Annotated in this window: 21 protein-coding genes; 8 read left to right on the forward strand and 13 right to left on the reverse strand. The window is 67.7% G+C overall.

What is annotated here, in order from left to right; all coding sequences use genetic code 11:
* The first annotated feature begins 113 nt into the window (after window positions 1–113).
* The 4 genes from LRH25_RS26080 to LRH25_RS26095 are packed head-to-tail and all read left to right on the forward strand — an operon-like array spanning window position 114 to window position 4,538.
* On the forward strand, window positions 114–1,043 hold the full coding sequence (locus LRH25_RS26080; RefSeq protein ID WP_231012825.1) for a sterol desaturase family protein: 930 nt from the start codon (window positions 114–116) through the stop codon (window positions 1,041–1,043).
* Window positions 1,036–2,043: a hypothetical protein gene (locus LRH25_RS26085; protein ID WP_231012826.1), complete on the forward strand. Its 1,008-nt coding sequence runs from the start codon at window positions 1,036–1,038 to the stop codon at window positions 2,041–2,043. Before LRH25_RS26080 ends, LRH25_RS26085 begins: the two co-directional genes overlap by 8 nt.
* A 43-nt stretch (window positions 2,044–2,086) precedes the next feature.
* On the forward strand, window positions 2,087–3,787 hold the full coding sequence (locus tag LRH25_RS26090) for an ExeA family protein (protein WP_231012827.1): 1,701 nt from the start codon (window positions 2,087–2,089) through the stop codon (window positions 3,785–3,787).
* 10 nt (window positions 3,788–3,797) lie between these two features.
* Window positions 3,798–4,538 carry a general secretion pathway protein GspB gene (locus LRH25_RS26095; RefSeq protein ID WP_231012828.1) on the forward strand — a complete coding sequence of 247 codons (741 nt, stop codon included), beginning with the start codon at window positions 3,798–3,800 and terminating at the stop codon, window positions 4,536–4,538.
* A gap of 24 nt (window positions 4,539–4,562) precedes the next feature.
* On the opposite strand, the gene LRH25_RS26100 is transcribed toward LRH25_RS26095, so the two are convergent.
* The 11 genes from LRH25_RS26100 to LRH25_RS26150 all read right to left on the reverse strand — a co-directional run bounded on the left by LRH25_RS26100 (window position 4,563) and on the right by LRH25_RS26150 (window position 15,424).
* Window positions 4,563–5,393, reverse strand: coding sequence for a shikimate dehydrogenase family protein (locus tag LRH25_RS26100; RefSeq protein ID WP_231012829.1), 831 nt, complete (start codon window positions 5,391–5,393; stop codon window positions 4,563–4,565).
* Between the two features lie 14 nt (window positions 5,394–5,407).
* A complete protein-coding gene (locus LRH25_RS26105) occupies window positions 5,408–6,532 on the reverse strand; it encodes a porin (protein ID WP_141287799.1) in 1,125 nt (374 codons plus the stop codon).
* A gap of 125 nt (window positions 6,533–6,657) precedes the next feature.
* Complete coding sequence (locus LRH25_RS26110; protein WP_141287800.1) at window positions 6,658–7,665, reverse strand: TRAP transporter substrate-binding protein; 1,008 nt, start codon at window positions 7,663–7,665, stop codon at window positions 6,658–6,660.
* 55 nt (window positions 7,666–7,720) lie between these two features.
* Entirely contained in the window at window positions 7,721–9,001 is a 1,281-nt protein-coding gene (locus tag LRH25_RS26115; protein WP_141287801.1) for a TRAP transporter large permease subunit, read from the reverse strand.
* A gap of 18 nt (window positions 9,002–9,019) precedes the next feature.
* Complete coding sequence (locus tag LRH25_RS26120; RefSeq protein WP_141287802.1) at window positions 9,020–9,604, reverse strand: TRAP transporter small permease; 585 nt, start codon at window positions 9,602–9,604, stop codon at window positions 9,020–9,022.
* 185 nt (window positions 9,605–9,789) lie between these two features.
* The gene (locus tag LRH25_RS26125) at window positions 9,790–11,139 is read right to left on the reverse strand and encodes a HipA domain-containing protein (RefSeq protein WP_170200867.1); all 1,350 of its coding nucleotides are present in this window, start codon (window positions 11,137–11,139) and stop codon (window positions 9,790–9,792) included.
* Window position 11,140: 1 nt separating this feature from the next.
* Window positions 11,141–11,428, reverse strand: coding sequence for a helix-turn-helix domain-containing protein (locus LRH25_RS26130; RefSeq protein ID WP_141287804.1), 288 nt, complete (start codon window positions 11,426–11,428; stop codon window positions 11,141–11,143).
* A gap of 178 nt (window positions 11,429–11,606) precedes the next feature.
* Window positions 11,607–12,377 (reverse strand): TetR/AcrR family transcriptional regulator, encoded by a 771-nt coding sequence (locus tag LRH25_RS26135; RefSeq protein ID WP_141287805.1) that lies wholly within the window; start codon window positions 12,375–12,377, stop codon window positions 11,607–11,609.
* A 19-nt stretch (window positions 12,378–12,396) separates the two neighbouring features.
* Entirely contained in the window at window positions 12,397–13,524 is a 1,128-nt protein-coding gene (locus LRH25_RS26140) for a glycosyl transferase family 90 (protein ID WP_141287806.1), read from the reverse strand.
* A 128-nt stretch (window positions 13,525–13,652) separates the two neighbouring features.
* Window positions 13,653–14,939 (reverse strand): MSMEG_0569 family flavin-dependent oxidoreductase, encoded by a 1,287-nt coding sequence (locus LRH25_RS26145; protein WP_231012830.1) that lies wholly within the window; start codon window positions 14,937–14,939, stop codon window positions 13,653–13,655.
* A gap of 191 nt (window positions 14,940–15,130) precedes the next feature.
* Window positions 15,131–15,424, reverse strand: a complete 294-nt coding sequence (locus LRH25_RS26150) for an MSMEG_0570 family nitrogen starvation response protein (protein ID WP_141289358.1) — start codon at window positions 15,422–15,424, stop codon at window positions 15,131–15,133.
* Between the two features lie 228 nt (window positions 15,425–15,652).
* Here LRH25_RS26150 and LRH25_RS26155 point away from each other — a divergent pair, with 228 nt between their 5' ends.
* From LRH25_RS26155 to LRH25_RS26170, 4 genes are all read left to right on the forward strand, one after another.
* Window positions 15,653–15,967: a hypothetical protein gene (locus tag LRH25_RS26155; RefSeq protein ID WP_141289359.1), complete on the forward strand. Its 315-nt coding sequence runs from the start codon at window positions 15,653–15,655 to the stop codon at window positions 15,965–15,967.
* Between the two features lie 162 nt (window positions 15,968–16,129).
* Complete coding sequence (locus LRH25_RS26160) at window positions 16,130–16,318, forward strand: hypothetical protein (protein ID WP_141289360.1); 189 nt, start codon at window positions 16,130–16,132, stop codon at window positions 16,316–16,318.
* A gap of 170 nt (window positions 16,319–16,488) precedes the next feature.
* Window positions 16,489–17,523, forward strand: a complete 1,035-nt coding sequence (locus tag LRH25_RS26165) for a hypothetical protein (protein WP_141289361.1) — start codon at window positions 16,489–16,491, stop codon at window positions 17,521–17,523.
* Window positions 17,524–17,699: 176 nt separating this feature from the next.
* Entirely contained in the window at window positions 17,700–18,044 is a 345-nt protein-coding gene (locus LRH25_RS26170) for a hypothetical protein (RefSeq protein ID WP_141289362.1), read from the forward strand.
* A gap of 22 nt (window positions 18,045–18,066) precedes the next feature.
* On the opposite strand, the gene LRH25_RS26175 is transcribed toward LRH25_RS26170, so the two are convergent.
* Both LRH25_RS26175 and LRH25_RS26180 read right to left on the reverse strand, forming a co-directional pair.
* Window positions 18,067–19,350 (reverse strand): MSMEG_0569 family flavin-dependent oxidoreductase, encoded by a 1,284-nt coding sequence (locus tag LRH25_RS26175; protein ID WP_141289363.1) that lies wholly within the window; start codon window positions 19,348–19,350, stop codon window positions 18,067–18,069.
* Window positions 19,351–19,532: 182 nt separating this feature from the next.
* Complete coding sequence (locus tag LRH25_RS26180; RefSeq protein ID WP_375140600.1) at window positions 19,533–19,817, reverse strand: MSMEG_0570 family nitrogen starvation response protein; 285 nt, start codon at window positions 19,815–19,817, stop codon at window positions 19,533–19,535.
* Window positions 19,818–19,821 lie beyond the last annotated feature (4 nt).

The following is a 19,821-nucleotide window of genomic DNA, read 5'->3' on the forward strand; positions in this document are numbered from 1 at the left end:
CTGGCAACCAGTGTAGGGGCCGGGCACGGCGGGCCGGCGAATGTTGCAGCGCTGTCATGAGTCGTCGCGTGGCGTGGCGCAGGCGCGGGCCGCGGCGGCATTCAATGCAGGCCATGAACCCGCTGTCATCGCAACTGCACCTGCCACCCTGGCTGATCGGGCTGCTGACCGGCGGCGTGCTGGGCGCCGCGCTGCTCGAAGGCTTGATCCTGCAATGGCGCGGCCAGCCCTACGACTGGCGCGCCTTCGGCACGACGCTGGGCGACATGGTCGGCCGGCGGCTCGTGGACCTGCTGGGCACCGCCCTCACCGCACCACTGCTGCTGTGGACCCATGCCCACCGGCTGGACACGCTGACGCTGGCCACGCCCTGGCAGTTCGCCGCGCTGTTCCTCGGCCAGGAGCTCGCCTACTACGGCTACCACCGCGCGGCCCACCGCGTGAACTGGTTCTGGGCCACGCACCAGGTGCACCACTCGCCCAACCAGCTGACGCTGGCCACCGCGCTGCGCCTGGGCTGGACCGGCAAGCTGACAGGCACCGTGCTGTTCTTCCTGCCGCTGGTGTGGCTGGGCTTTTCGCCGGTGGCCGTGCTGGCCACGGTCACGCTGAACCTGCTCTACCAGTTCTGGCTGCATGCCACCTGGATCCCCAAGCTGGGCCCGCTGGAGTGGATCTTCAACACGCCCTCGCATCACCGGGTGCACCACGGCTGCAACCCTGAATACCTGGACTGCAACTACGGCGGCGTGCTGATCGTGTTCGACCGATTGTTCGGCAGCTTTGTCGCCGAGCGGGACGAGCTGCCGCCGCGCTACGGCCTGGTGCACCCGGTCACCACCTACAACCCGCTGCGCATTGCGCTGCAAGGCTGGCTGGCGATCGCCCGCGCATTGCGCGCCACCCCCGACTGGCGCGCCAGGCTGCGAGTGGTCTTCGGGCCACCCGCACCGGCCTTGCCGGCCAGCAAGCCCGCGCGCAACCCCGAATGCCTTTGTCCAACCCTTGCCAAATCCCTGTCCCATGGAGTCTCCGATGCCTGAAACGCCCCACCGTCTTCCCGTTCTGAAACTGAGCCTGGCCGTGGGCCTGGCGCTGAGCCTCGCCGCCTGCGGCGGTGGGGGCGGTGACAGCTCATCCGACAGCAGCGGCCCCGATGCCGCCACCGCACAAAGCACCAGTGCCGACGCCAGCACGCTGACCGAAGACGCCGCCGCCACGGCCGACCTGGCCGTGAACGCCGCGCTGGCGGTCGACACCAGCCAGCTCAGCGCCGCCTCGGCCCGCAGCGGCACGCTCTCGGCCAAGCCAACGGACCTCACCGGCAGCCATGCCTGTGCAGGCGGCGGCAGCGTGCAGCTCACGCTCAGCGGCGCCAGCAACGTGCTGCTGCTCAATGGCCAGCTGGACACCGGCGAGGTCTACGCCATGAACTTCAGCCAGTGCAGCGGCAGCGCAGGCGCGGCCGCACTCACCGGCAGCGCCACGCTGACGGTCAACCAGGCCAGCGCCAGCAGCCTCGCCCTCACGCTGTCCACCGGCACCGACGGCCTGGTCGCGGCGCTGCCCGCCGGCACGCTCACGCTCACCGGCAGCGAAACCATCGCCCGCAGCCAGAGCGGCGACCCGGCGGGCACCTGGCAGACCAGCAGCAGCTGGCAGGCCGCCAGCCTCGCGCTCCGCAGCCAGCGCAACGGCCGCGATGTGAGCTACACCCTGGCCAACGCCCAGGGCCAGCGCGACGCCACCTGGCTCGCCGGCACGCTGAGCACCAGCAGCAGCACCAGCGTGGCCGACCTCTCGGCCACCGGCCTGCTGCATGCCTTCTCGCTGCATCTGGCCACGCAGGGCGCCGTGAGCTACGACGCCAGCGGCAACCCGGTCAGCGGCACGCTCACGGTGGACCTGAGTGACAGGAACCGGCTGGAGGTCAGCGTGGGTGGCGGCAGCGTCACCGTGGGCGTGGACCTGGGGGCGGACGGCAGCGTGGACCGCAGCCACACGTGGACCCGCGGCGAGTGGCTGGCCAGCGCCGGCAGTTGAGCCGATCCCGGGCGGGGCGCCGGGGCAGTTATCCTGCCGCCCCATGTACGCGCCCTTCTTCGGCTTGAAACAAGCGCCGTTCTCGATCGCACCGGACCCGCATTACCTCTTCATGAGCGAGCGCCACCGCGAGGCGCTGGCCCATTTGCTGTACGGACTGGGCGGCGGTGGCGGCTTCGTGCTGCTGACCGGCGAGATCGGCGCCGGCAAGACAACGGTCTGCCGCTGCTTCCTGGAGCAGATCCCGCCCAGCTGCAACGTCGCCTACATCTTCAACCCCAAGCTCACGGTCACCGAGCTGCTGCAGGCCATCTGCGACGAGTTCCATGTGCCGGTGCCGCCCGGCGCGAAGACGGTGAAGGACTATGTCGACCCGCTGAACGCCTTCCTGCTGGCCCAGCACGCGGCCGGCCGGAACAACGTGCTGATCATCGACGAGGCACAGAACCTCTCGGCCGACGTGCTGGAGCAGCTGCGCCTCTTGACCAACCTGGAGACCAGCGAGCGCAAGCTGCTGCAGGTGGTGCTGATCGGCCAGCCCGAGCTGCGCGGCATCCTGGCCCGGCCAGAGCTGGAACAGCTGGCGCAACGTGTCATTGCCCGGTTCCACCTCGGCGCCCTATCCGAGGCCGAGACGGCGCAGTACATCCGCCACCGGCTGACGGTGGCCGGCCTCACCGGCGCGCTGCCATTCGACCGCAGCGCGCTGCGGCTGATCCACCAGCTCACGCGCGGCGTGCCGCGCCGCATCAACCTGCTGTGCGACCGCGCGCTGCTGGGCGGCTATGCCGGCGGCCAGGCGCAGATCACGCCCACCATCGTGCGTCAGGCCGCGGCCGAAGTGTTCGACGCGCAGCTCGCGCCGCCACCCACCAGGCGCGGCCCGTCGCCGCTGGGCATGGGACTGGCAGTGCTGGCGGCGGCCGTGGCCGGTGCCGGGCTGACCTGGTGGCTGCAGCAGCAAGGCACGCGCAGCGGCACGGCGCTGGCGGTCAGCAGCGCCCGGCCGGCCAGCGGCGTCGCGCCTTCCGCATCTGCCACACGCGCCGCTTCGGGTGCACTCGTCGCGGCCAGCGCCGCTTCGCAGGCTGCATCGGCCGCCAGCAGTCCAACGGCAGCCACGCCCCTGCACCTTGCCGACTGGACGCCGCAGGACGGCGCGGCCTGGCAGGCGCTGGCCCAGCGCTGGGGCCTGCCGCTGGCCAGCCAGGCAGAGCCCTGCAGCGTCGCCGCGCAGCAAGGCCTGCAGTGCTATCGCAGCGCCAGCGGCAGCCTGTCGCTGATCCGGCTGATCGACCGGCCGGTGCTGCTGACGCTGCAGCGCAATGGCCAGCCGCCCGCGCTCGCAGCGCTGGTCGGGCTGGACGGCCAGCAGGCCACGCTGTGGGTGGACGGCGCGCCGCGCCGCATCGCGCTGGCCGAGCTGGCCGGCGCCTGGCGCGGCGAGTTCACCACCTTCTGGCGCGTGCCGCCGGGCTATGCCAACCGGGCCGACAACATCGGCCCGCTGCGCGACTGGCTGGCCACCCAGCTGTCGCTGGTGCCCGGCCTGGCCGCCAGCGCGGCGGCGCCTGCCAGCAGCGCCAGTGCGCCGCCACCCAGCTGGGCCGATATGACGCGCCAGGTCCAGGCCTTCCAGGCCAGCCAGGGCCTGCAGCCGGACGGCCGTGTCGGCCCCATCACCCTGATGCAGATCAACCGGGCGTCCGGCGTGGCCGAGCCGCGCCTGGACGCTGCACGCTAGAAGCACCGCCATGTCCTACATCCTCGATGCCCTGCGCCGGGCCGAAGCCGACCGCGAACGCGAGCGCGGCCAGGTGCCGGGCCTGCACACCCAGCCGCTGCCCGGCAGCGAGCCGGTGCCCGCCATGAGTTCACGGCGCTGGCTGCCCTGGGCCGGCGGCGGCCTGCTGCTGCTGGCCGGCGTGGGCGCCGGCAGCTGGTGGACCCAGCGCGAACCGGCCGCACCGGTGTCGGCGCCAGCACCGGCACCGCAAGTCGCCGCGCCGGTCGAAGCGCCAGTGATTTCGGCCGCGCCCGTTCCGGTGCCGGCGCCCACCGCCCCACCGGCTGCACAGCCGGTCGTCAGCGTGCCGGCGCCCGCCGCGTCGTCGATCTACCTGCCCACGCCTGCACCCGCCCCGGTCGTGACCCCCGTACCCGTCAAGCCGCGCACCGCCACGGTTCCCGAAGCCCCCCAGGCGCCCTCACCTGCCCTGACCGCGGCCCCGCCAGCCCCAGCGCCACAACCGGCCGCAGCCGACACGCGCGTCCCGCTGGTCTCCGAACTGCCAGAGAGCCTGCGCCGCGAGCTGCCCAAGCTGGCCATCAGCGGCTCGGTCTACTCCGACGACCCGGCCAGCCGCTTCCTGATCGTCAACGGCGAGGTGCTGCACGAAGGCGCCAAGCTGGGCGCGGAGCTGGTGCTGGAACAGATCCGCCCGCACGAGCTGGTGCTGCGCTTCAAGGGCCAGCGCTACCGCCAGCCGGTGTGAACAGCGGAGGGGGCGGGAGCGCCATCACGCCAGTGTCGCCAAGGAACGCAACACCTCAGGCGTCGTGGTCGGGAAGCCGAAGAATTCCAGGTAGGCCGGGATCTGCTCGAACAGCATGTCGGTGCCGACCTGGATTCGGCAGCCGCGGGCCTGGGCGGCGCGCAGGAAGCCGGTCATGGTCTGCTTCATCACCACCTCGCCAACGAAGGCCGAGGGCGCGATGCGCGACACGTCCATCGGCAGCGGGTCGCCATCGTCCATGCCCATGGGCGTGGCGTTGACGACGACGTCGTGGTCCGCCGGGTCGTTCGATCCGGTGTGCACCGCCAGCCGAAGGTAGTGCTGGCGCAGCCGGACGGCCAGCGCCTCCGCGGCTTCGGCCCTGGCGTCGAACAGCGAGATCGCGCCCACGCCGGCCTCGGCCAGCGAGGCCGCAATGGCCGAACCCACCCCACCGCAACCCACCACCAGCGCCCGTGCGCCGGCCAGCACGCAACCCTTGCGCAAAGCGCCGCGCACAAAGCCCTCGCCGTCGAACAGGTCGCCGAGCAGGCTGCCATCGGGCCGGCGCAGGATCGCGTTGCAGGCGCCAGCGATCTGCACCGCCGGCGTCGCTTCGTCCAGCAGGGCCACGGTGCTGACCTTGTGCGGCATCGTGACCAGCGCGCCGCGGATGTTGGTCAGCCGAAACAGCGATCTCAATACCGCTGGGTACTCGGGCGCCTGCACGCCCATCGGCACCACCACGGCGTCAATGCCGGCGTGCGCGAAATACGGGTTGTAGATCATCGGCGCCTTGAAGCTGTGCGTCGGGTAGCCGAGATGGGCCACCAGCGTGGTGGTGCCGCTGATCATCGCCGCGCCCTCGCTCAGAACGCCATGCGCAGGCCGGCCTGCAGCACCTGCTTCTGGCTGATGTATGCCTTCAGCTCGCCGGTGGCGATGGAGCCGCCGGCGTACAGGAAGGTGTTCTTGGACAGGCCGTAGCGCGCGGTCAGCGCCAGCTTGCCCAGGTCTGCATTCGCGCCACCGCTGGCCGCCTCGTACTTCATGCGCGTGAAGTTCAGGCCGAAGACCAGTGCGGTGCTGGCCGGCACCTCGGCGCCGATGGTCCAGCCGTCAATCTCGTGCGCGGTGAAGCTGCTGTCGCCGGTCACCAGCAGGTTGGTGACGCCAGAGGCTGCGCCATTGACGCTGCCGGTGGCCAGGTCGGTGTTGCGCTGCAGGCCACCCTCCAGCTTCATGAAGCCGAAGTTGTAGTTGGCGGTGAAGCTGAGCGACTTGTTGGTGTTCTCGCCGGTCGTGCGCGACTTGTTCCACTCGTAGGTCAGGCCGGTGTAGAAGGGGCCGCTGCTGTAGACGGCACGCAGGCCGTGGAAGCGGTCCGCCGTGCCTTCGCCCGGCGCGATCTGGCCGGCCGCGGTGAAGCCGGCCCAGTTCGGCGTCTGGTACTGCACGACGTTGTCGGCCCGCGGTGCGTTGAACCACATTGGCAGCGCCTTGCCCATGTTGGTCACCGCCGTGGTCGGGTTGTTGACCAGCGCGTTGGCAAACGGGTTGCCCTGGCCGACCACCGAGTCGCTGAGGATGTACTGGCGGCCCAGGCGCAGCTCGCCGGCATTGGCCGCGCTCAGTGCAATGAAGGCCTGGCGGCCAAACGCCCGGCCGCCCTGGCCCAGGGTGCCGGTGTCGGCGTTCAGGCCGGATTCCAGCAGCACCGAAGCCTTCAGCCCGCCGCCCAGGTCTTCGGCCACGCGGATGCCCCAGCGCGAGCCGTTCAGGCCGTTGACGACACCGTCATTGATCACGTTCTGCACACCGCCACCAGCATGGCTGCCGGGCGAGTAACGCGACATGTTGACGTCCAGCAGGCCGAACAGCGTGACGCTGGACGTGGCCGGCGTGGCCTGGGCAGCGGCCAGGCCGTGCGACAGCAGCAGCACGGTGGCCGCGGCGGTGGTGTTCAGGTGGTGCAGGCGTGGGCGGGTGTTCATGGGATGTCGCTCCTCGGAAGGGATGTCTTTGTGGGCTCTGTCAAAAAAACAGGCATGAGTTCGCCTGCCGCGCCGCCTCGAAGCGGCGCGCGAACAAGGAAGGGGAACGGCGTTGTGCCCGGCGTCTACTTGCGCAGCTTGGCCAGCTCGGCGTGCAGCGCAGTGACCGTCTCAACGCCGGCGATGGCCGCGTGCTTGTCGATCACCGGCTTCAGCTTCTCGCGGATCTTGGCCAGCTCGGCCGGGCTGAATTCGCTGACCTGCATGCCGGCCTTCTTCAGTGCGTCCAGCGCCTGGCCGGTCTGCTCGCTGGCGACCTGGCGCTGGTATTTCGCGGCCTCGGCTGCAGCGTCGCTGAAGAGCTTCTTCTCGTCATTGCTAAGCGCACCCCACAGCTTCTGGCTGACCAGCACCGCCTGGTGGTTGTACTGGTGGTTGCTCAGCGTGAGGTACTTCTGCACTTCGTAGAACTTGTTGATGTTGATCACCGACAGCGGGTTCTCCTGGCCGTCGATGGCTTTCTGCTCCATCGCCGCGTAGACCTCGGGGAAGGCCATCGGCGTGGGGTTGGCGCCCAGCGCGGAGACCCAGTCGACATTGATCGCATTCGGAATCACGCGCAGCTTCAGGCCGGCAATGTCCTCGGCCTTGGTCAGCGGCCGTTTGCTGTTGGTGAGCTGGCGGAAACCGAGGTCGAAATAGGTCAGGCCGTGCAGGTTCTTGGCGTCCAGCTTGGCCAGCATCATCTGGCCGAACGGGCCGTCCACCACCGCGTCAGCCTCCTGCGCGCTGCCGAACATGAACGGGAAGTCGAACACCGCGAACTCCTTGACCTGAGAGGCCAGGATGCCGGCGTTCAGCGTCACCATCTCCAGCGTGCCACCCTGCAGCGCCGAGACGTTCTGTGCGTCCCCGCCCAGCACACCGCCCGGGAACAGCTTGACCTGCAGCTTGCCGCCGCTCTTGGCCGCCAGCAGCTCGGCGAACTTCTCCATGCCCATCACCAGCGGATGGCCCTTGGGGTTCTGCGTGGCGAACTTGATCGTGCGTTCCTTGATGTCCTGCGCAGTGGCGGCACCGAAGGCGGCCAGGCTTAGCGCGGCCAGCGTGGCCTTCAGGAAGAGTCGCTTCATGTTGTCGTGTCTCCGTTGTTTTCGGGTCTGAATCTCGGGGAAGGAAGCCAGGTGTTCAGCTGTGGAACCAGCGCGCCGGGCCGGTGACCAGCCAGGGGAAGAACACCATCAGGAACATCACGATGAACTGCGCGGTCATGAAGGGCAGCACGCCGCGCGTGACCTCGTCCATCTTCATGCGGCCCACGCCGGCCACCACGTTGAGCACGGTGCCCACCGGCGGCGTGATCAGGCCGATGGCGTTGTTGATGATGAACAGCACGCCGAAGTAGACCGGGTCGATGCCGGCGGCCCTGACCACCGGCATCAGCACCGGCGTCATGATCAGGATGGTGGGCGTCATGTCCATCGCCGTGCCCACGGCCATCACCAGCACCATCATCGCGATCAGCAGCAGGGTCTGGTTGCCCATGAAAGGCTCCAGCAGCGAGATCATCTTGGCGGGGATGTCGGCCACGGTGATCAGCCAGGCCGAGACCATGGCCGCGGCGACCAGGAACATGATGACGGCGGTCGTCTTCGCTGCCGTGACGAACACGTCCTTCAGCTGGCGCCAGTGCAGCTCGCGGTAGACCAGCGTGGAGACCAGCAGCGCATAGACCGCCGCCACCACCGCCGCTTCGGTCGGCGTGAACACGCCCATCTTCAGCCCGACGACGACGATCACCGGCAGGCCCAGCGCCCAGGTCGATTCCTTCAGCGCATGCAGCCGCTCGGCCAGCGAAGCCTTGGGCGGCGGCACGATGTTCTCGCGCTTGGCGACCCACCACCACGCGATGGCAATGCTCAGCCCCATCAGCAGCCCAGGCACGATGCCGGCAAGGAACAGCTTGCTGATCGAGACATTGGCCGCCACGCCGAAGATCACGAAGCCGATGGACGGCGGGATCACCGGCGCGATGATGCCGGCCGAGGCGATCAGGCCGCCAGCACGCGCCTTGTCATGGCCGGCGCGCACCATCATCGGCAGCAGCAGCGAAGCCAGCGCCGCGGTGTCGGCCACCGCCGAGCCAGACAGCGCCGCCAGCATGCAGGCCGCGACGATGGCCACGAAGCCCAACCCGCCGCGGCGGTGGCCCACCAGCGACAGCGCCAGCTTGACGATGCGGCGCGACAGGCCGCCGACGTTCATGACCTCGCCGGCCAGCATGAAAAACGGCACCGCCAGCAGCGGAAAACTGTCAGCCCCGTTGATCACGTTCTGCGCCAGGATCTGCGCGTCGAACATGTCCAGGTGCCACATCAGCGCCACGCCCGAGAGCAGCAGCGAATAGGCGATGGGCACGCCCAGCGCCATCACGGCAAGCAGCGAACCGAGGAAGATGAAGACGGTCATGGCACGGCTCCCTCGGGTTCAGCGCGGGAAGGTCATCGAGTTCGGGCCCTGCCCGATGGGCGGCGCCTTGTCGTGGCCCAGCGCTTCCATCGCCGCCAGGTCCTCGGACTCCTGCACCATCACCAGCTCATCGTCGGCCAGTTGGCCGCTGAGGGTGCGCACCAGGTCGCGCAGCAGCAGCACCGCGGAAGACACCGCGAACAGCACGCCCGAGCCGTAGAAGATCGCCACCGAGGCACCGGTCACCGGCGCCTCCACGTCCCAGTTGATGCGCGCCTGCGCAAGGCTGCCGGAGAACAGCAGCCAGGTGGCATACAGCATCAGCAGCTGGCCCAGCGCCAGGCAGACCTTCTTGCCGGCAGGCCCCAGGCGCGAGACCAGCATGTCCGAGCCCAGGTGGCCGTGGTCGCGCAGCGCAACGATGGCGCCCAGGAAGGTCATCCACACGAACAGCCAGCGGCTGAGTTCCTCACTGACGGCAATGCCAGAGTTCATGCCGTAGCGCAGCAGCACATTGCCGAACACCAGCAGCACCATCAGCGCCAGCATCAGCGCAATCGTGTACTCCAGCAGGCGGCAGTAGCCGTCGATCAGTTTCTTCACCGTGTCTCCTTGGGGCCTCGAAACGCCCACCCTGGCCAGCCGCGCCTGTCCCGGCGCGATCTGCACGACACGTAATGTACGAACTGGTTCGTTTTATAAATTCGGGGTTTACCCCTGCGCGCGACACACTCCCGGCGAGTGTTGGCGTCAATGCCACCCCCTCCCCGCAGTGCGCCAGTCCTGCGTCAGGCCGGTGGTTGCGTCTTCAGCCTGCTCAGCATGTCCTTGAGCGTGATGTGTTCGATGACTCGCAAAAGACGACCCTCCAGCGCGTAGTGGGCTGCCCGCGCTGGCGGGCACTCCGAGGCGAAGTCCTCGTGCTCCTTCTTGATGACAGCAAACTCGCGCTCGACTCTGGTCGCAACATCATTGACGATGTCTTGGGCAACCTTCGTCGGAAGTCCGAGGATTTGGCCCGCCTCGACAACGGAGGCAAGGGTGACTTCACGAAACGTCAGGGCGCCAGGCAGAGCGTAGGTCATCTTGACGTCGCTCCAGCGACCAGCCTCATCGGCGAGGGCCCTGGTGTGGTACGCGCCAGTGCACAGCAAGTCATAGTGCGGCGCCATCCTGACACCTTCGTGGTCGACAAAGAAGCTGAGGTTCTTCAAGTGGGAGTCGTCATTGGCGACCACGATGTTGAACACCAGCCACCTGAACAACGCCAGCGCGGTGGCAAGCTTGTTGGTGCACTTGGCAATGATGGCAACGAGCGCATCGAGGTTGGCTCCGGCGTGCTTGAAGAGGCGGTCCTTGTTCAGCAGCTGGCAGGCGTCAATCACATGCAGCCGATGCACCACTGGTGGCATCCCTGCGGCTCGCCTGGCGTTGCCCACCCTCTCCGTTCGTCTGTCGAAGCGCTGGATGAAGTACACCGGTTGCGGCACATACCTCAGCGCCACATGGGGAATTGACAACCTGGCGGCGCGGGCCATCCGCATGGTGGTGAATTCATTGAAGGCGGATGCAGGATATGTCTGCGCCTGTGGGTGGTCCGGCTTCAGGATGTAGGTGGACGGTGTCGCGCCTACGGGCTCGAAGACCTTGTCGCCCAACATGGAGACCAGCAGCTTGTGCTGGGCCCCGGCCACCGACATTCGCTTTGGCGCGCCCTTTGTCAGCGTCACCCTGGGTAAATTGGCGATGCGGCCGCTGAGCTCCTCGTCAGTCAGTTCGATGTATTCGGCAGTGTCCAGCAGGTCCTGGCCGGGCGGCAACAGGGTCAGTGAGCCAGTCGACTCCGCACCCAGGTACTCCAGCAACGCAAAAGCGTCTTGCGAGTCCCGGATGTTGGCCTCTTTCGCGATGTCGACGCGCAGCTGCTCTTCGGGCAGGAGGTTATCGAAGTACCACTGGACTGGGCGCATAGACCCACCATCGAGATGTTCGAGCCGCGCACGCGGCAGGGCCGGCGAAATGTCGAAGCTGCGTTCAAGGCTGACCCACTGCGGGTCGTAGGTGAAGCGCCAGATGCCATCACCTTCTCCGAGTACTCCGACCTGGTTTTTGGCGATGAAGACGTTCAACGTGCGCATGTCAGACGCTCTCATCGTCCGGCAGGTTCTGCTTGTCTGCGCGAGCCCTTTCAAGGCGCTTCAATGGCTCCATGGCTGCCTCAGGGACGTCGACAGAGAGCTCGATGCCCACGAGGCTCAGGAAGGCCATCATCGTGCTCAGCTTCGCCTGGCCTTTCTCTACACTGGTGGCGGTTTGTTTGCTGACGCCAACGGTCTGCGCCAATACGTCCAGTGTCACATGACTGTTGCGGCGCACCGCTCGGAGAGCCAAGCCAAGTTGTTCTGGCGACTTGATGACGACTTTCACTGTCAAAACTCCTAATTTCTTAGGAACTCTACCAGCCAATCATCGTTAGAGCTACTGTTTCGCCTAAGAACTTAGGAATTTCCGGATTAACCCAACTCGATTACGGATTTCTCCTAAGAATTTAGGCGAATCTTAGCGAGCCCACCCCGCGAAGCGCCTGAAAGCCCGCAGCCCTGAGCTACTTCAGCACGTAGCGCACCACCATCTCGGTGACATTGCGACGGCGCGTAGCCAGGTTGTCGGCGGCCTGCATGTCGCGCTTGAAGATCAGCCCGAAGGTGTGCTGGTTCGAGACGTTGAAGAAGCTCAATGCAGAGATCGAGGCATGGATGTCGATCGCATCCAGCCCGGCGCGGAACACGCCTTCGGCCACACCGCGCTCGTAGAGCTGGCGGATCGCGTCGATGGCCGGCACGTTGAGCTGCTGGATCTTGCTGCTCTGGGCAATGAACTGCCCGCGGTTCATGTTCTCGGACATCACCAGCCGGATGTACTGCGGGTGGCCCTGGTGATGGTCAAACGTGAACTCCACCAGCCGGCGCAGCGCCAGCTCCGGCGGCAGATCTTCCAGTTGCTGCTGCGCCTCGATGGCGCGCATCCGGCGGTAGGCCTCCTCCAGCACGGCCAAGTACAGCCCGTCCTTGCTGCCGAAGTAGTAGTAGATCATCCGCTTGCTGGTGTGAGTGGCGTCGGCGATCTCGTCGATGCGCGCCCCCGCCCAACCCTTCTCGGCGAATTCGCGGTAGGCCACCTCCAGGATGCCGGCCATCGTGCGCTCGGGATCGTTGGTGCGCGTGGGCGCGGGCTTGGGGTTGGGCTTTGCCGCGGTCCTGGCGGAGGGGGTCACAGTGGCCCTGCCTTGCGCCTTGGCCTGGCCCGTCGCGGCGATCTTCTTGCGCGCTGCGGGTGCGGGCGCCGTGCTCGCAGCCCCATGTACCTTCTGGTTCATTCAACGAGTATAGGGGCGGTCAGCCGCGCGAAAAGGACCAGGTGGTCGGCAGCGGTGGCACGAACCTCACACGGGTTGCGTAGGCCTGCAGCGTGAGCCAGTCGGCCGCATCACGCCAGTCCGTCCGGAGCTGGGGCGCGAGCAATTCGTGGGCTGCGGCGATGATCGATTCGCAGCGCGCCTCATCGGCCAACAGCGCTTCGACCGTCGTCTCGATGGCTTGGCGATTGGCTTGCACCGGCACGTAGTGCACGCCCGCCACAAGCCCGGCGTCGAGCGCGGTTTCCCATTCGCTTTCCACCAGCAGGACCACCGAATTCGAGAGCAGGCTCCAGTACTTGTTGGAGCCGATGTCATTGCCATCGACGACCAGCAGGAACTTGGACTGGCGCGCGGCCTCCTTGGACTGCCACTCGCCAACCAGCCCCCGCAAGAGATCCTGCAAGGGTGCGCTGGCCGCCATTCGCAGCCGCTGCAGGTCGGTCAGCGTCAGCTTCACGTCGGCCAAGGGACTCTTGCGCAGTTCGTCTGCCGCCCGCCAGCGCGTGACCCGGCGGGCCCGAGCGAAGTCCTGCGCATGGGCCTTCTCGCGGAACACGGCGTCGACCCACCAGATCTCCCGGTCCCAATCGCTGAGCGTGCCGGTCAGGCTGCCGCGCCAGGCCAGCCGGTTGCGCTTGGCCCGGAAAGGCATCGGGTCGGGCTGGTCGGGCAGGTTCGGTCCTCCGGGGCCCATGTAGTAGCGAGGCAGCGGCATGAGCACCACCTGCCCTCGCTGCACGGCGCGCCGGCAATACTGGATCACCGGGATGCCGCCCAGGCCTGGCAGCCTGTGGCGGTAGTCCCACCCCTGCGCGTCGCTCCAGTTGGTCAGGAACTTGCCCTGAAGGCCCCACGACCAGACCAGGTTCGCGAACTTCGTCTGCCGGACGCCCAGCAGCGGCCGCCCGGCACGGCGACCACTGTGCTGGAAGCACTGACGCTCGTCGGACCAGGTGCAGATCTGATCAAAGCCGTTGAGGGCATCGTAGGCCCTGGCATGACCGTCATACAGCGCCATGTCGCGCAGCGCGCTGCAGACCTGCGGCACACCTTCGTGCCAGTCCACGGTACCGCCGGCTGGCCAACCCGCCCAGCGATGCGCCATTTGCCTTTCCAACCAATCGTTCAAGCAGTTCCCCGTCAGGCTCGTCGCGAGCGCATGACTGTATGCGGTCAGCCGACGAACCTTGGCTCAGGAAGTGACCCGTCCAAAGCCGCAGGTCAGTGGCCGGCTCAGGCGGGACAGGCTTCGGTCGCGGCGGTGGCCACCCCGGCGCTGGGGCCTGCGCGGCGATCCAGGATGCGTTCAGCAATGAAGGCGGCGTCCCGGTCCACCCCGGAGAAGCGCCCCGAACCCCAGGTGTGCAGCCATGGCAGGCCGAGGAAATAAAGCCCCGGCACGCCGGTCACGCCGCGCTCGTGCACCGGGTGGCCACGGCCGTCGAACACCGGGGCTGCCAGCCAGCGGAAGTCCGGCGCGAAGCCGATGCACCAGATGACGGAGGTGATGCCGGACGCACTGAGCGACAGCGTCTCGCGCTCGCCTTCCGGCGCCCACAGCGGCGTGTAGACGCTGGGCGGCGGCGCGTCCAGGCCGAGCTTGGCAATGTGCGCGTCGATGCTGGCGTTGATGCCGTTGTAGGTGCGGTCGGCGCTGTCGAGCGCGGCGGCAAGCGTCGGCGCGAAGCGCAGGGTGTCCCCATCCAGCGCTTGCAGCGGACCGTAGAGCTGCATGCCTTCGAGGGCGAAGCGGCGCAGGTCGATGTCGCGCCCGCCGTCGCGGCCGGCCACGTAGTGGTTGGTGTTGTCGCGCACACCTTCGCGCAGCGGGTGGGCGGTGACCGGCATGTCGTAATAACCCATGTCGGCCAGCCAGTCGACCACGTCGCGCCCGCGGTAGAAGCGCGCGCAGCGCGGCGCCTCGCCCACCGCCAGCACGACCTCGCGGCCGGCCAGGTGCAGGTCCTCGGCGATCTGCGCGCCGCTTTGCCCAGCGCCCACCACCAGCACCTTGCCAGCCGGCAGCTGATCGGGGTTGCGGTAGTCGGCCGAATGCAGCTGCGTGACGGACGCCGGCAGCCGCTCGGCCAGCCGCGGCACGATGGGTTGGTGATAGCCGCCGGAAGCCACCACGACCTGGTCAGCCGTGTACTCGCCGTCACTGCTGCGGACCTGGAAGCCGCCGCCCGGCAGCGGCCGAACCGACTCGACAGCCACGCCCTCGCGCAGCGGCGGCTTCAGCTTGGCCAGGAACCCGTCCAGGTACTCAACGATCTCGCCCTTCTTCATGAAGCCATTCGGCGCCGGCCCGGCATACGCATGGCCCGGCAATGCGCACTGCCAATTCGGCGGCACCAGCGTGAAACTGTCCCAGCGCTGCGTTTGCCAGGTGTGCATGGCCTTGTGCTTCTCCAGCACCAGATGGTCCACGCCGGCAGCCTGCAGGTGATGGCTCAGCGACAGGCCGGCCTGCCCTCCGCCGACGATGAGCACGGAATGATGAGGGAGAGATACAGACATGGCGTGGCGCCTTTCCAATGTGTTGGCGGAGAGATTTCACATTCCGTGGCACCACACACCGTTCGGGCTGAGCCTGTCGAAGCCGGCGCACAGCGCGACGCGGGCACTTCGACAGGCTCAGTGCGAACGGGGGAGGTCATCGCGGAAGTTGGAGGTCGGGTCAGATTCGATTAAACAGGTATTTCTTTTTCTCAATCGGCCGGACCGAAAGCAAGCAGGCGAACACAGGATTCCGGCGTTTGCGCAAAGGACGCGGCGCGGCGCTCGGTGTCGCTCAGCTGATCGCTGGCACGCGAACAGGTGAAGCCGAACTTGGCTTGCACGCGTTCGTTGGCAATGGCCGTGGCTTCGCGCAGGCGGCGCAGGAATTCGGGCAGCGGGTAGTCCTGCTGCAGCGTGAAGAAGTCCTGGATCACCAGCGAGGGCGAGTAGCAGGTGGTTTCGCTGGCGTCGGGCCAGCGGACGGTGTAGTGCATGGCGGGCATGACGGCTCCAGTGGGTTCAGGTTCAGGAAGACAGGTCGCATGACAGCGCGGTGCGCTCGGCTTGTTCGGCACGGCTCACGCCGGTGCGCAAGGCGTGCCGTTCCAACACGCGCTGGTACCAGCCCTCGTGCAACGCGGCACTGCGGGCCCAGCTGCATTGCCAAGACAATGCACCGCCTCACTCGCCAGCGTTCAGGGCCATCCCCTGTCGTTGGCGGCACCGACCTCATGACAGATCCAGACCCCCACACGACATCACTCGCGCAGAAGTTGCATGCGAAGCGCTTCGCCGTCTTGTCGGTCCTGTGCCCGATACCACTGGCGGTGACGTGTGTCGCCCTCGCCGAAATTGAGCCCGGAAGCCATTGGGCGTTGCCGGTGGCGGCGGTGGCATTACCGCCCTTTGCGAGCGCGTTGCTCGGTCTTGTGTCGCACCTGCGCCAGGAACGCGCGCTGAAGTGGGTGGGGCTGGGCCTGCTGCTGTCATTGGCACCACTGAGCTGGGCCGTGTACCTGCTGACGCACATTCAGGTCGGCTTCTGATTCCGGACCTCTCGCGACCGCCAGCCAAGCATGAAGTCGCCAGCCAAAGCACAATGTGGCCCGCCCCGCCCCACCCGGTTGATCGCCGGAACCGGGGCATTCCCTTCGCCCTCACAGGCTTCGGCTGTCCCATGCGCAAGCTCCTTCCTTCCCTTCGAGCGGGTGCGACGGGCGCTGGGCTCGCGCGCGGAAGACCTGCAGGCGGCTCATGCCGCCGATGTGAACGAGCGCAGCATCCTGCTGACCTCGGGCGACAAGCGCTTCGCCATCCGCGTCGAGACCAATGTGTCGGTCACCGAGATCCAGGTCGGCACCGAGCCGGCGGTGCGGCAACCCGGCGGCTGCGCGTAGGCACGGGGCCGTCAGGCGACAGCGTCTACGCGTACCGGGGCCGTTTTCACGGCCAGTGGCGGGCACACGACGGCCATCGGAAACTCAGCAGTCTGTGGGATGGACAGGCCAGGCGGGCGCCCTATGATCGGCCGCGACACCTTCACTACCCCTCTCGGAGACGCCCCGCAATGAACCGCCCCCTCTTGTGCTCGATCGGCCTTGGCCTGCTTCTCGCCCTGCCGCTGGCCGGTGCCGGCGCGCTCGCGCAGGTGCTGTACACCGCCACGCCGATCCAGCAAGAGAAGGAGGCGCGCATCGAGGCCTCGCAGCTGAACAATCAAGGCCAGGTCGCCGGCTACCTGAGGGGCAAGGACGGCCAGCCGCGGGCTTTCGTCACCGGGGAAAACGGCCTCGGCATGACCGTGTTCGACATCTCCGAAGACACCAGCTCCCTCACCGTCTACGGGCTCAACGATGCCGGCCAGATCGTCGGGCAGATGGCCGCCGGGGGTTTCCTGGGCCAGCCCGGTGGCGGCGCGCTGCAACCCCTCAGCGAGCTGTTCAACGGCAAGTCCATCGGGGCCGCGTTCAGCATCAACAACCTCGGGCAGATCGTGGCCTACAACGGCGGGGCCACCGAGGGGCTGGTACTGGACGTGACCACCGGGAACGTGCAGACCCTGGCGGACTGGGGCGCGCGCATGACGCCCACGGACATCAACGACGAAGGCGTCGTCGTGGGCAGCGGTCATGTGACGGGCCCCCGCGTCGGCCGCGACCTGGCCTTCGTGAGCGAGCCGCCCTACACCCAGAGCGTCCCCTTGCACAACGTGAAGCTGGCCACGCAGAGCACCGCGATGGCGGTCAACCGGCAGGGGCGCATCGTGGGCCGATACCTGCTGCGGGGCACTGGCACCTCCCGGGCTTTCGCGGCCGAGCCGGGGTCGACCCTGCGCGACCTGAACCTGCCGCGGGATGCGCACACCTGGGCCGTGGACATCAACGACGACGGCGTGATCCTCGGCAAGATCGACTATCTCCACACACCCGAAATCGACGGCTTCATCTGTTCCGGCGATTGCAGCGACGTGCTGAAGCTGACGCCGGTGACCGCCCTGCCGGAGGGCGTGCGCATCACCAACGTGCAGCACATCAACAACCGCGGCCAGATCCTGGTCTACGGCAGCGACGAGCTCTACTACCTGCTCACGCGGGTCGACTGAGCCCCGGCGCCGAACTGGTTTCCCAGCGGTTTCGCGCAGACCTCACCCCCACAAAAAGGGCCGCAACAGCCCCGCTCTTCCGCGGAACCCGCGTCTCACCATCAGCCTACCCTGCAGGGGCTGTTCCTGTGCTCCCAGCTGCGGCCTGACCGCGGCGCCACCAGGAGGGTTTGGCGATGACGTCCTGTCTTGTTCTGCTGCTCGCGGCCGGCCTGGTGTGGCGCGTGCTCGCGCTGCAGCATGCCCTGGGGCGCTACGCGCTGGTGCGTCGGGAGCGCCACGGCTGGCGGAGCCAGGAATTGCGGCGCCGTTCGGCCAACGCCCGCATGCCGCATGACTCGCAACCTTACCCGCAGCCACGCGAGTTCCGCGTGCGCTGCCAGCGCTGGGCCGGCATCCCGGTCTGGCACGCGGAATCGGTGGTCAGCCTGCCGCCGAGCACGGCCGGATACGTCGAGCGCGTGGCCGCTGCGGACTACGACCATCTGTTCCCGGCGCCGTTTTCGCTGCGGGGGCACTGACGCAGACCGGCGGGCCCTGGCCTCAGGCAGCCATCGCCAGGTCCTGGGCCGCCCGGCCTGCCTGCGCTGCCGGCTGGAAGGCCTGGATGCGCTCGGCGAGGAAGGCCGCATCGCGCGCGACGCCCGAAAAACGGCCGGAGCCCCAGGTGTGCAGCCACGGCAGGCCCAGCACGTAGAGGCCTGGCACGGCGGTCACACCGCGTTCATGCACCGGGTGACCACGGCCGTTGAAGATCGGCGCGTCCAGCCATCGGAAGTCCGGTGAGAAGCCGATGCACCAGATGACCGAGGTGATGCCGGACGCCGCCAGCGAGAGCGTCTCGCGCTCGCCCTCCGGCTGCCACACCGGCGTGTAGACGCTGGGCGGCGGCGCGTCGAGGCCCTGCCGCGCGATGTGCTGGTCGATGCTGGCGTTGATGCCGTTGTAGGTGCGGTCAGCGCCGTCCAGCGCGGCCCGCAGCGTGGGCGCAAAGCGCAGCGTGTCGCCGTCCAGTGCCTGCAGCGAGCCGTAAAGCTGCATGCCTTCAAGGGCGAAGCGGCGCAGGTCAATGTCGCGCCCGCCGTCGCGGCCGGTCACGTAGTGGTTGGTGTTGTCGCGCACGCCTTCGCGCAGCGGGTGGGCAGTGACAGGCATGTCGTAGTAGCCCATGTCGGCCAGCCAGTCGACCACGTCGCGCCCGCGGTAGAAGCGCGCGCAGCGCGGCGCGTCGCCCACCGCCAGCACGACCTCGCGGCCGGCCAGGTGCAGGTCCTCGGCGATCTGCGCGCCGCTCTGCCCGGCGCCCACCACCAGCATCTTACCCGGCGGCAGCTGATCGGGGTTGCGGTAGTCGGCCGAATGCAGCTGCGTGACCGAGGCCGGCAAGCGCTCGGCCAGCCGCGGCACGATGGGCTGGTGGTAGCCGCCGGAAGCGACCACGACCTGGCCAGCCGTGTACTCGCCGTCACTGCTGCGGACCTGGAAGCCGCCACCGGGCAGCGGCCGAACCGAATCGACCGTCACGCCTTCGCGCAGCGGTGGCTGCAGCTTGGCCCGGAACCCGTCCAGGTAGGCCGCGATCTCGCCTTTGTTCATGAAGCCATGCGGATCGGGCCCGTCATACGGATGCCCCGGCAATGCACACTGCCAATTCGGCGTGACCAGCGTGAAACTGTCCCAGCGCTGCGTGCGCCAGGTGTGCATGGCCTTGTGCTTCTCCAGGATCAGATGGTCCACACCCGCGGCCTGCAGGTGATGGCTGAGCGACAGCCCGGCCTGACCGCCACCAACGATGAGCACGGAATGATGAGGGAGAGATACAGACATGGCGTGGCGCCTTTCCAGTGTGTTGACATGAAGATCTCACATTCCGTGGCAACACACACCGTTCGGGCTGAGCCTGTCGAAGCCGGCGCGCAGCTCGACGCGGGCACTTCGACAGGCTCAGTGCGAACGGGGAGGTCATCGCGGAAGTTGTAGGTCGGGTCGGATTCGATTAAAAAGATGCCTCAACCAGCCGGTCCAAAAGCCAGCAGTCTCACGCTGGCTTCCGGCGTCTGGGCAAACGTCTGGGCGCGACGCTCGGTGTCGCCCAATTGATCGCTGGCGCGCGAGCAGGTGAAGCCGAACTTGGCCTGCACACGTTCGTTGGCAATGGCCGTGGCTTCGCGCAGGCGGCGCAGGAATTCGGGTAGCGGGTAGTCCTGCTGCAGCGTGAAGAAGTCCTGGATCACCAGCGAAGGTGAGTAGCAGGTGGTCTCGCTGGCGTCGGGCCAGCGGACGGTGTAGTGCATGGCG

Origin of the sequence: Ideonella azotifigens, assembly GCF_021043325.1 — a bacterium.
Classification (GTDB): Bacteria; Pseudomonadota; Gammaproteobacteria; order Burkholderiales; family Burkholderiaceae_C; genus Ideonella; species Ideonella azotifigens.

What these genes read in the sequence shown, in the direction of transcription:
- LRH25_RS26080 (WP_231012825.1), top strand. Translation starts at nt 114, where the DNA reads ATGAACCCGCTGTCATCGCAACTGCACCTGCCACCCTGGCTGATCGGG.
- LRH25_RS26085 (WP_231012826.1), top strand. Translation starts at nt 1,036, where the DNA reads ATGCCTGAAACGCCCCACCGTCTTCCCGTTCTGAAACTGAGCCTGGCC.
- LRH25_RS26090 (WP_231012827.1), top strand. Translation starts at nt 2,087, where the DNA reads ATGTACGCGCCCTTCTTCGGCTTGAAACAAGCGCCGTTCTCGATCGCA.
- LRH25_RS26095 (WP_231012828.1), top strand. Translation starts at nt 3,798, where the DNA reads ATGTCCTACATCCTCGATGCCCTGCGCCGGGCCGAAGCCGACCGCGAA.
- LRH25_RS26100 (WP_231012829.1), bottom strand. Translation starts at nt 5,393, where the DNA reads ATGATCAGCGGCACCACCACGCTGGTGGCCCATCTCGGCTACCCGACG.
- LRH25_RS26105 (WP_141287799.1), bottom strand. Translation starts at nt 6,532, where the DNA reads ATGAACACCCGCCCACGCCTGCACCACCTGAACACCACCGCCGCGGCC.
- LRH25_RS26110 (WP_141287800.1), bottom strand. Translation starts at nt 7,665, where the DNA reads ATGAAGCGACTCTTCCTGAAGGCCACGCTGGCCGCGCTAAGCCTGGCC.
- LRH25_RS26115 (WP_141287801.1), bottom strand. Translation starts at nt 9,001, where the DNA reads ATGACCGTCTTCATCTTCCTCGGTTCGCTGCTTGCCGTGATGGCGCTG.
- LRH25_RS26125 (WP_170200867.1), bottom strand. Translation starts at nt 11,139, where the DNA reads ATGCGCACGTTGAACGTCTTCATCGCCAAAAACCAGGTCGGAGTACTC.
- LRH25_RS26135 (WP_141287805.1), bottom strand. Translation starts at nt 12,377, where the DNA reads ATGAACCAGAAGGTACATGGGGCTGCGAGCACGGCGCCCGCACCCGCA.
- LRH25_RS26140 (WP_141287806.1), bottom strand. Translation starts at nt 13,524, where the DNA reads ATGGCGCATCGCTGGGCGGGTTGGCCAGCCGGCGGTACCGTGGACTGG.
- LRH25_RS26145 (WP_231012830.1), bottom strand. Translation starts at nt 14,939, where the DNA reads ATGTCTGTATCTCTCCCTCATCATTCCGTGCTCATCGTCGGCGGAGGG.
- LRH25_RS26150 (WP_141289358.1), bottom strand. Translation starts at nt 15,424, where the DNA reads ATGCCCGCCATGCACTACACCGTCCGCTGGCCCGACGCCAGCGAAACC.
- LRH25_RS26155 (WP_141289359.1), top strand. Translation starts at nt 15,653, where the DNA reads ATGACAGATCCAGACCCCCACACGACATCACTCGCGCAGAAGTTGCAT.
- LRH25_RS26165 (WP_141289361.1), top strand. Translation starts at nt 16,489, where the DNA reads ATGAACCGCCCCCTCTTGTGCTCGATCGGCCTTGGCCTGCTTCTCGCC.
- LRH25_RS26170 (WP_141289362.1), top strand. Translation starts at nt 17,700, where the DNA reads ATGACGTCCTGTCTTGTTCTGCTGCTCGCGGCCGGCCTGGTGTGGCGC.
- LRH25_RS26175 (WP_141289363.1), bottom strand. Translation starts at nt 19,350, where the DNA reads ATGTCTGTATCTCTCCCTCATCATTCCGTGCTCATCGTTGGTGGCGGT.
- LRH25_RS26180 (WP_375140600.1), bottom strand. Translation starts at nt 19,817, where the DNA reads ATGCACTACACCGTCCGCTGGCCCGACGCCAGCGAGACCACCTGCTAC.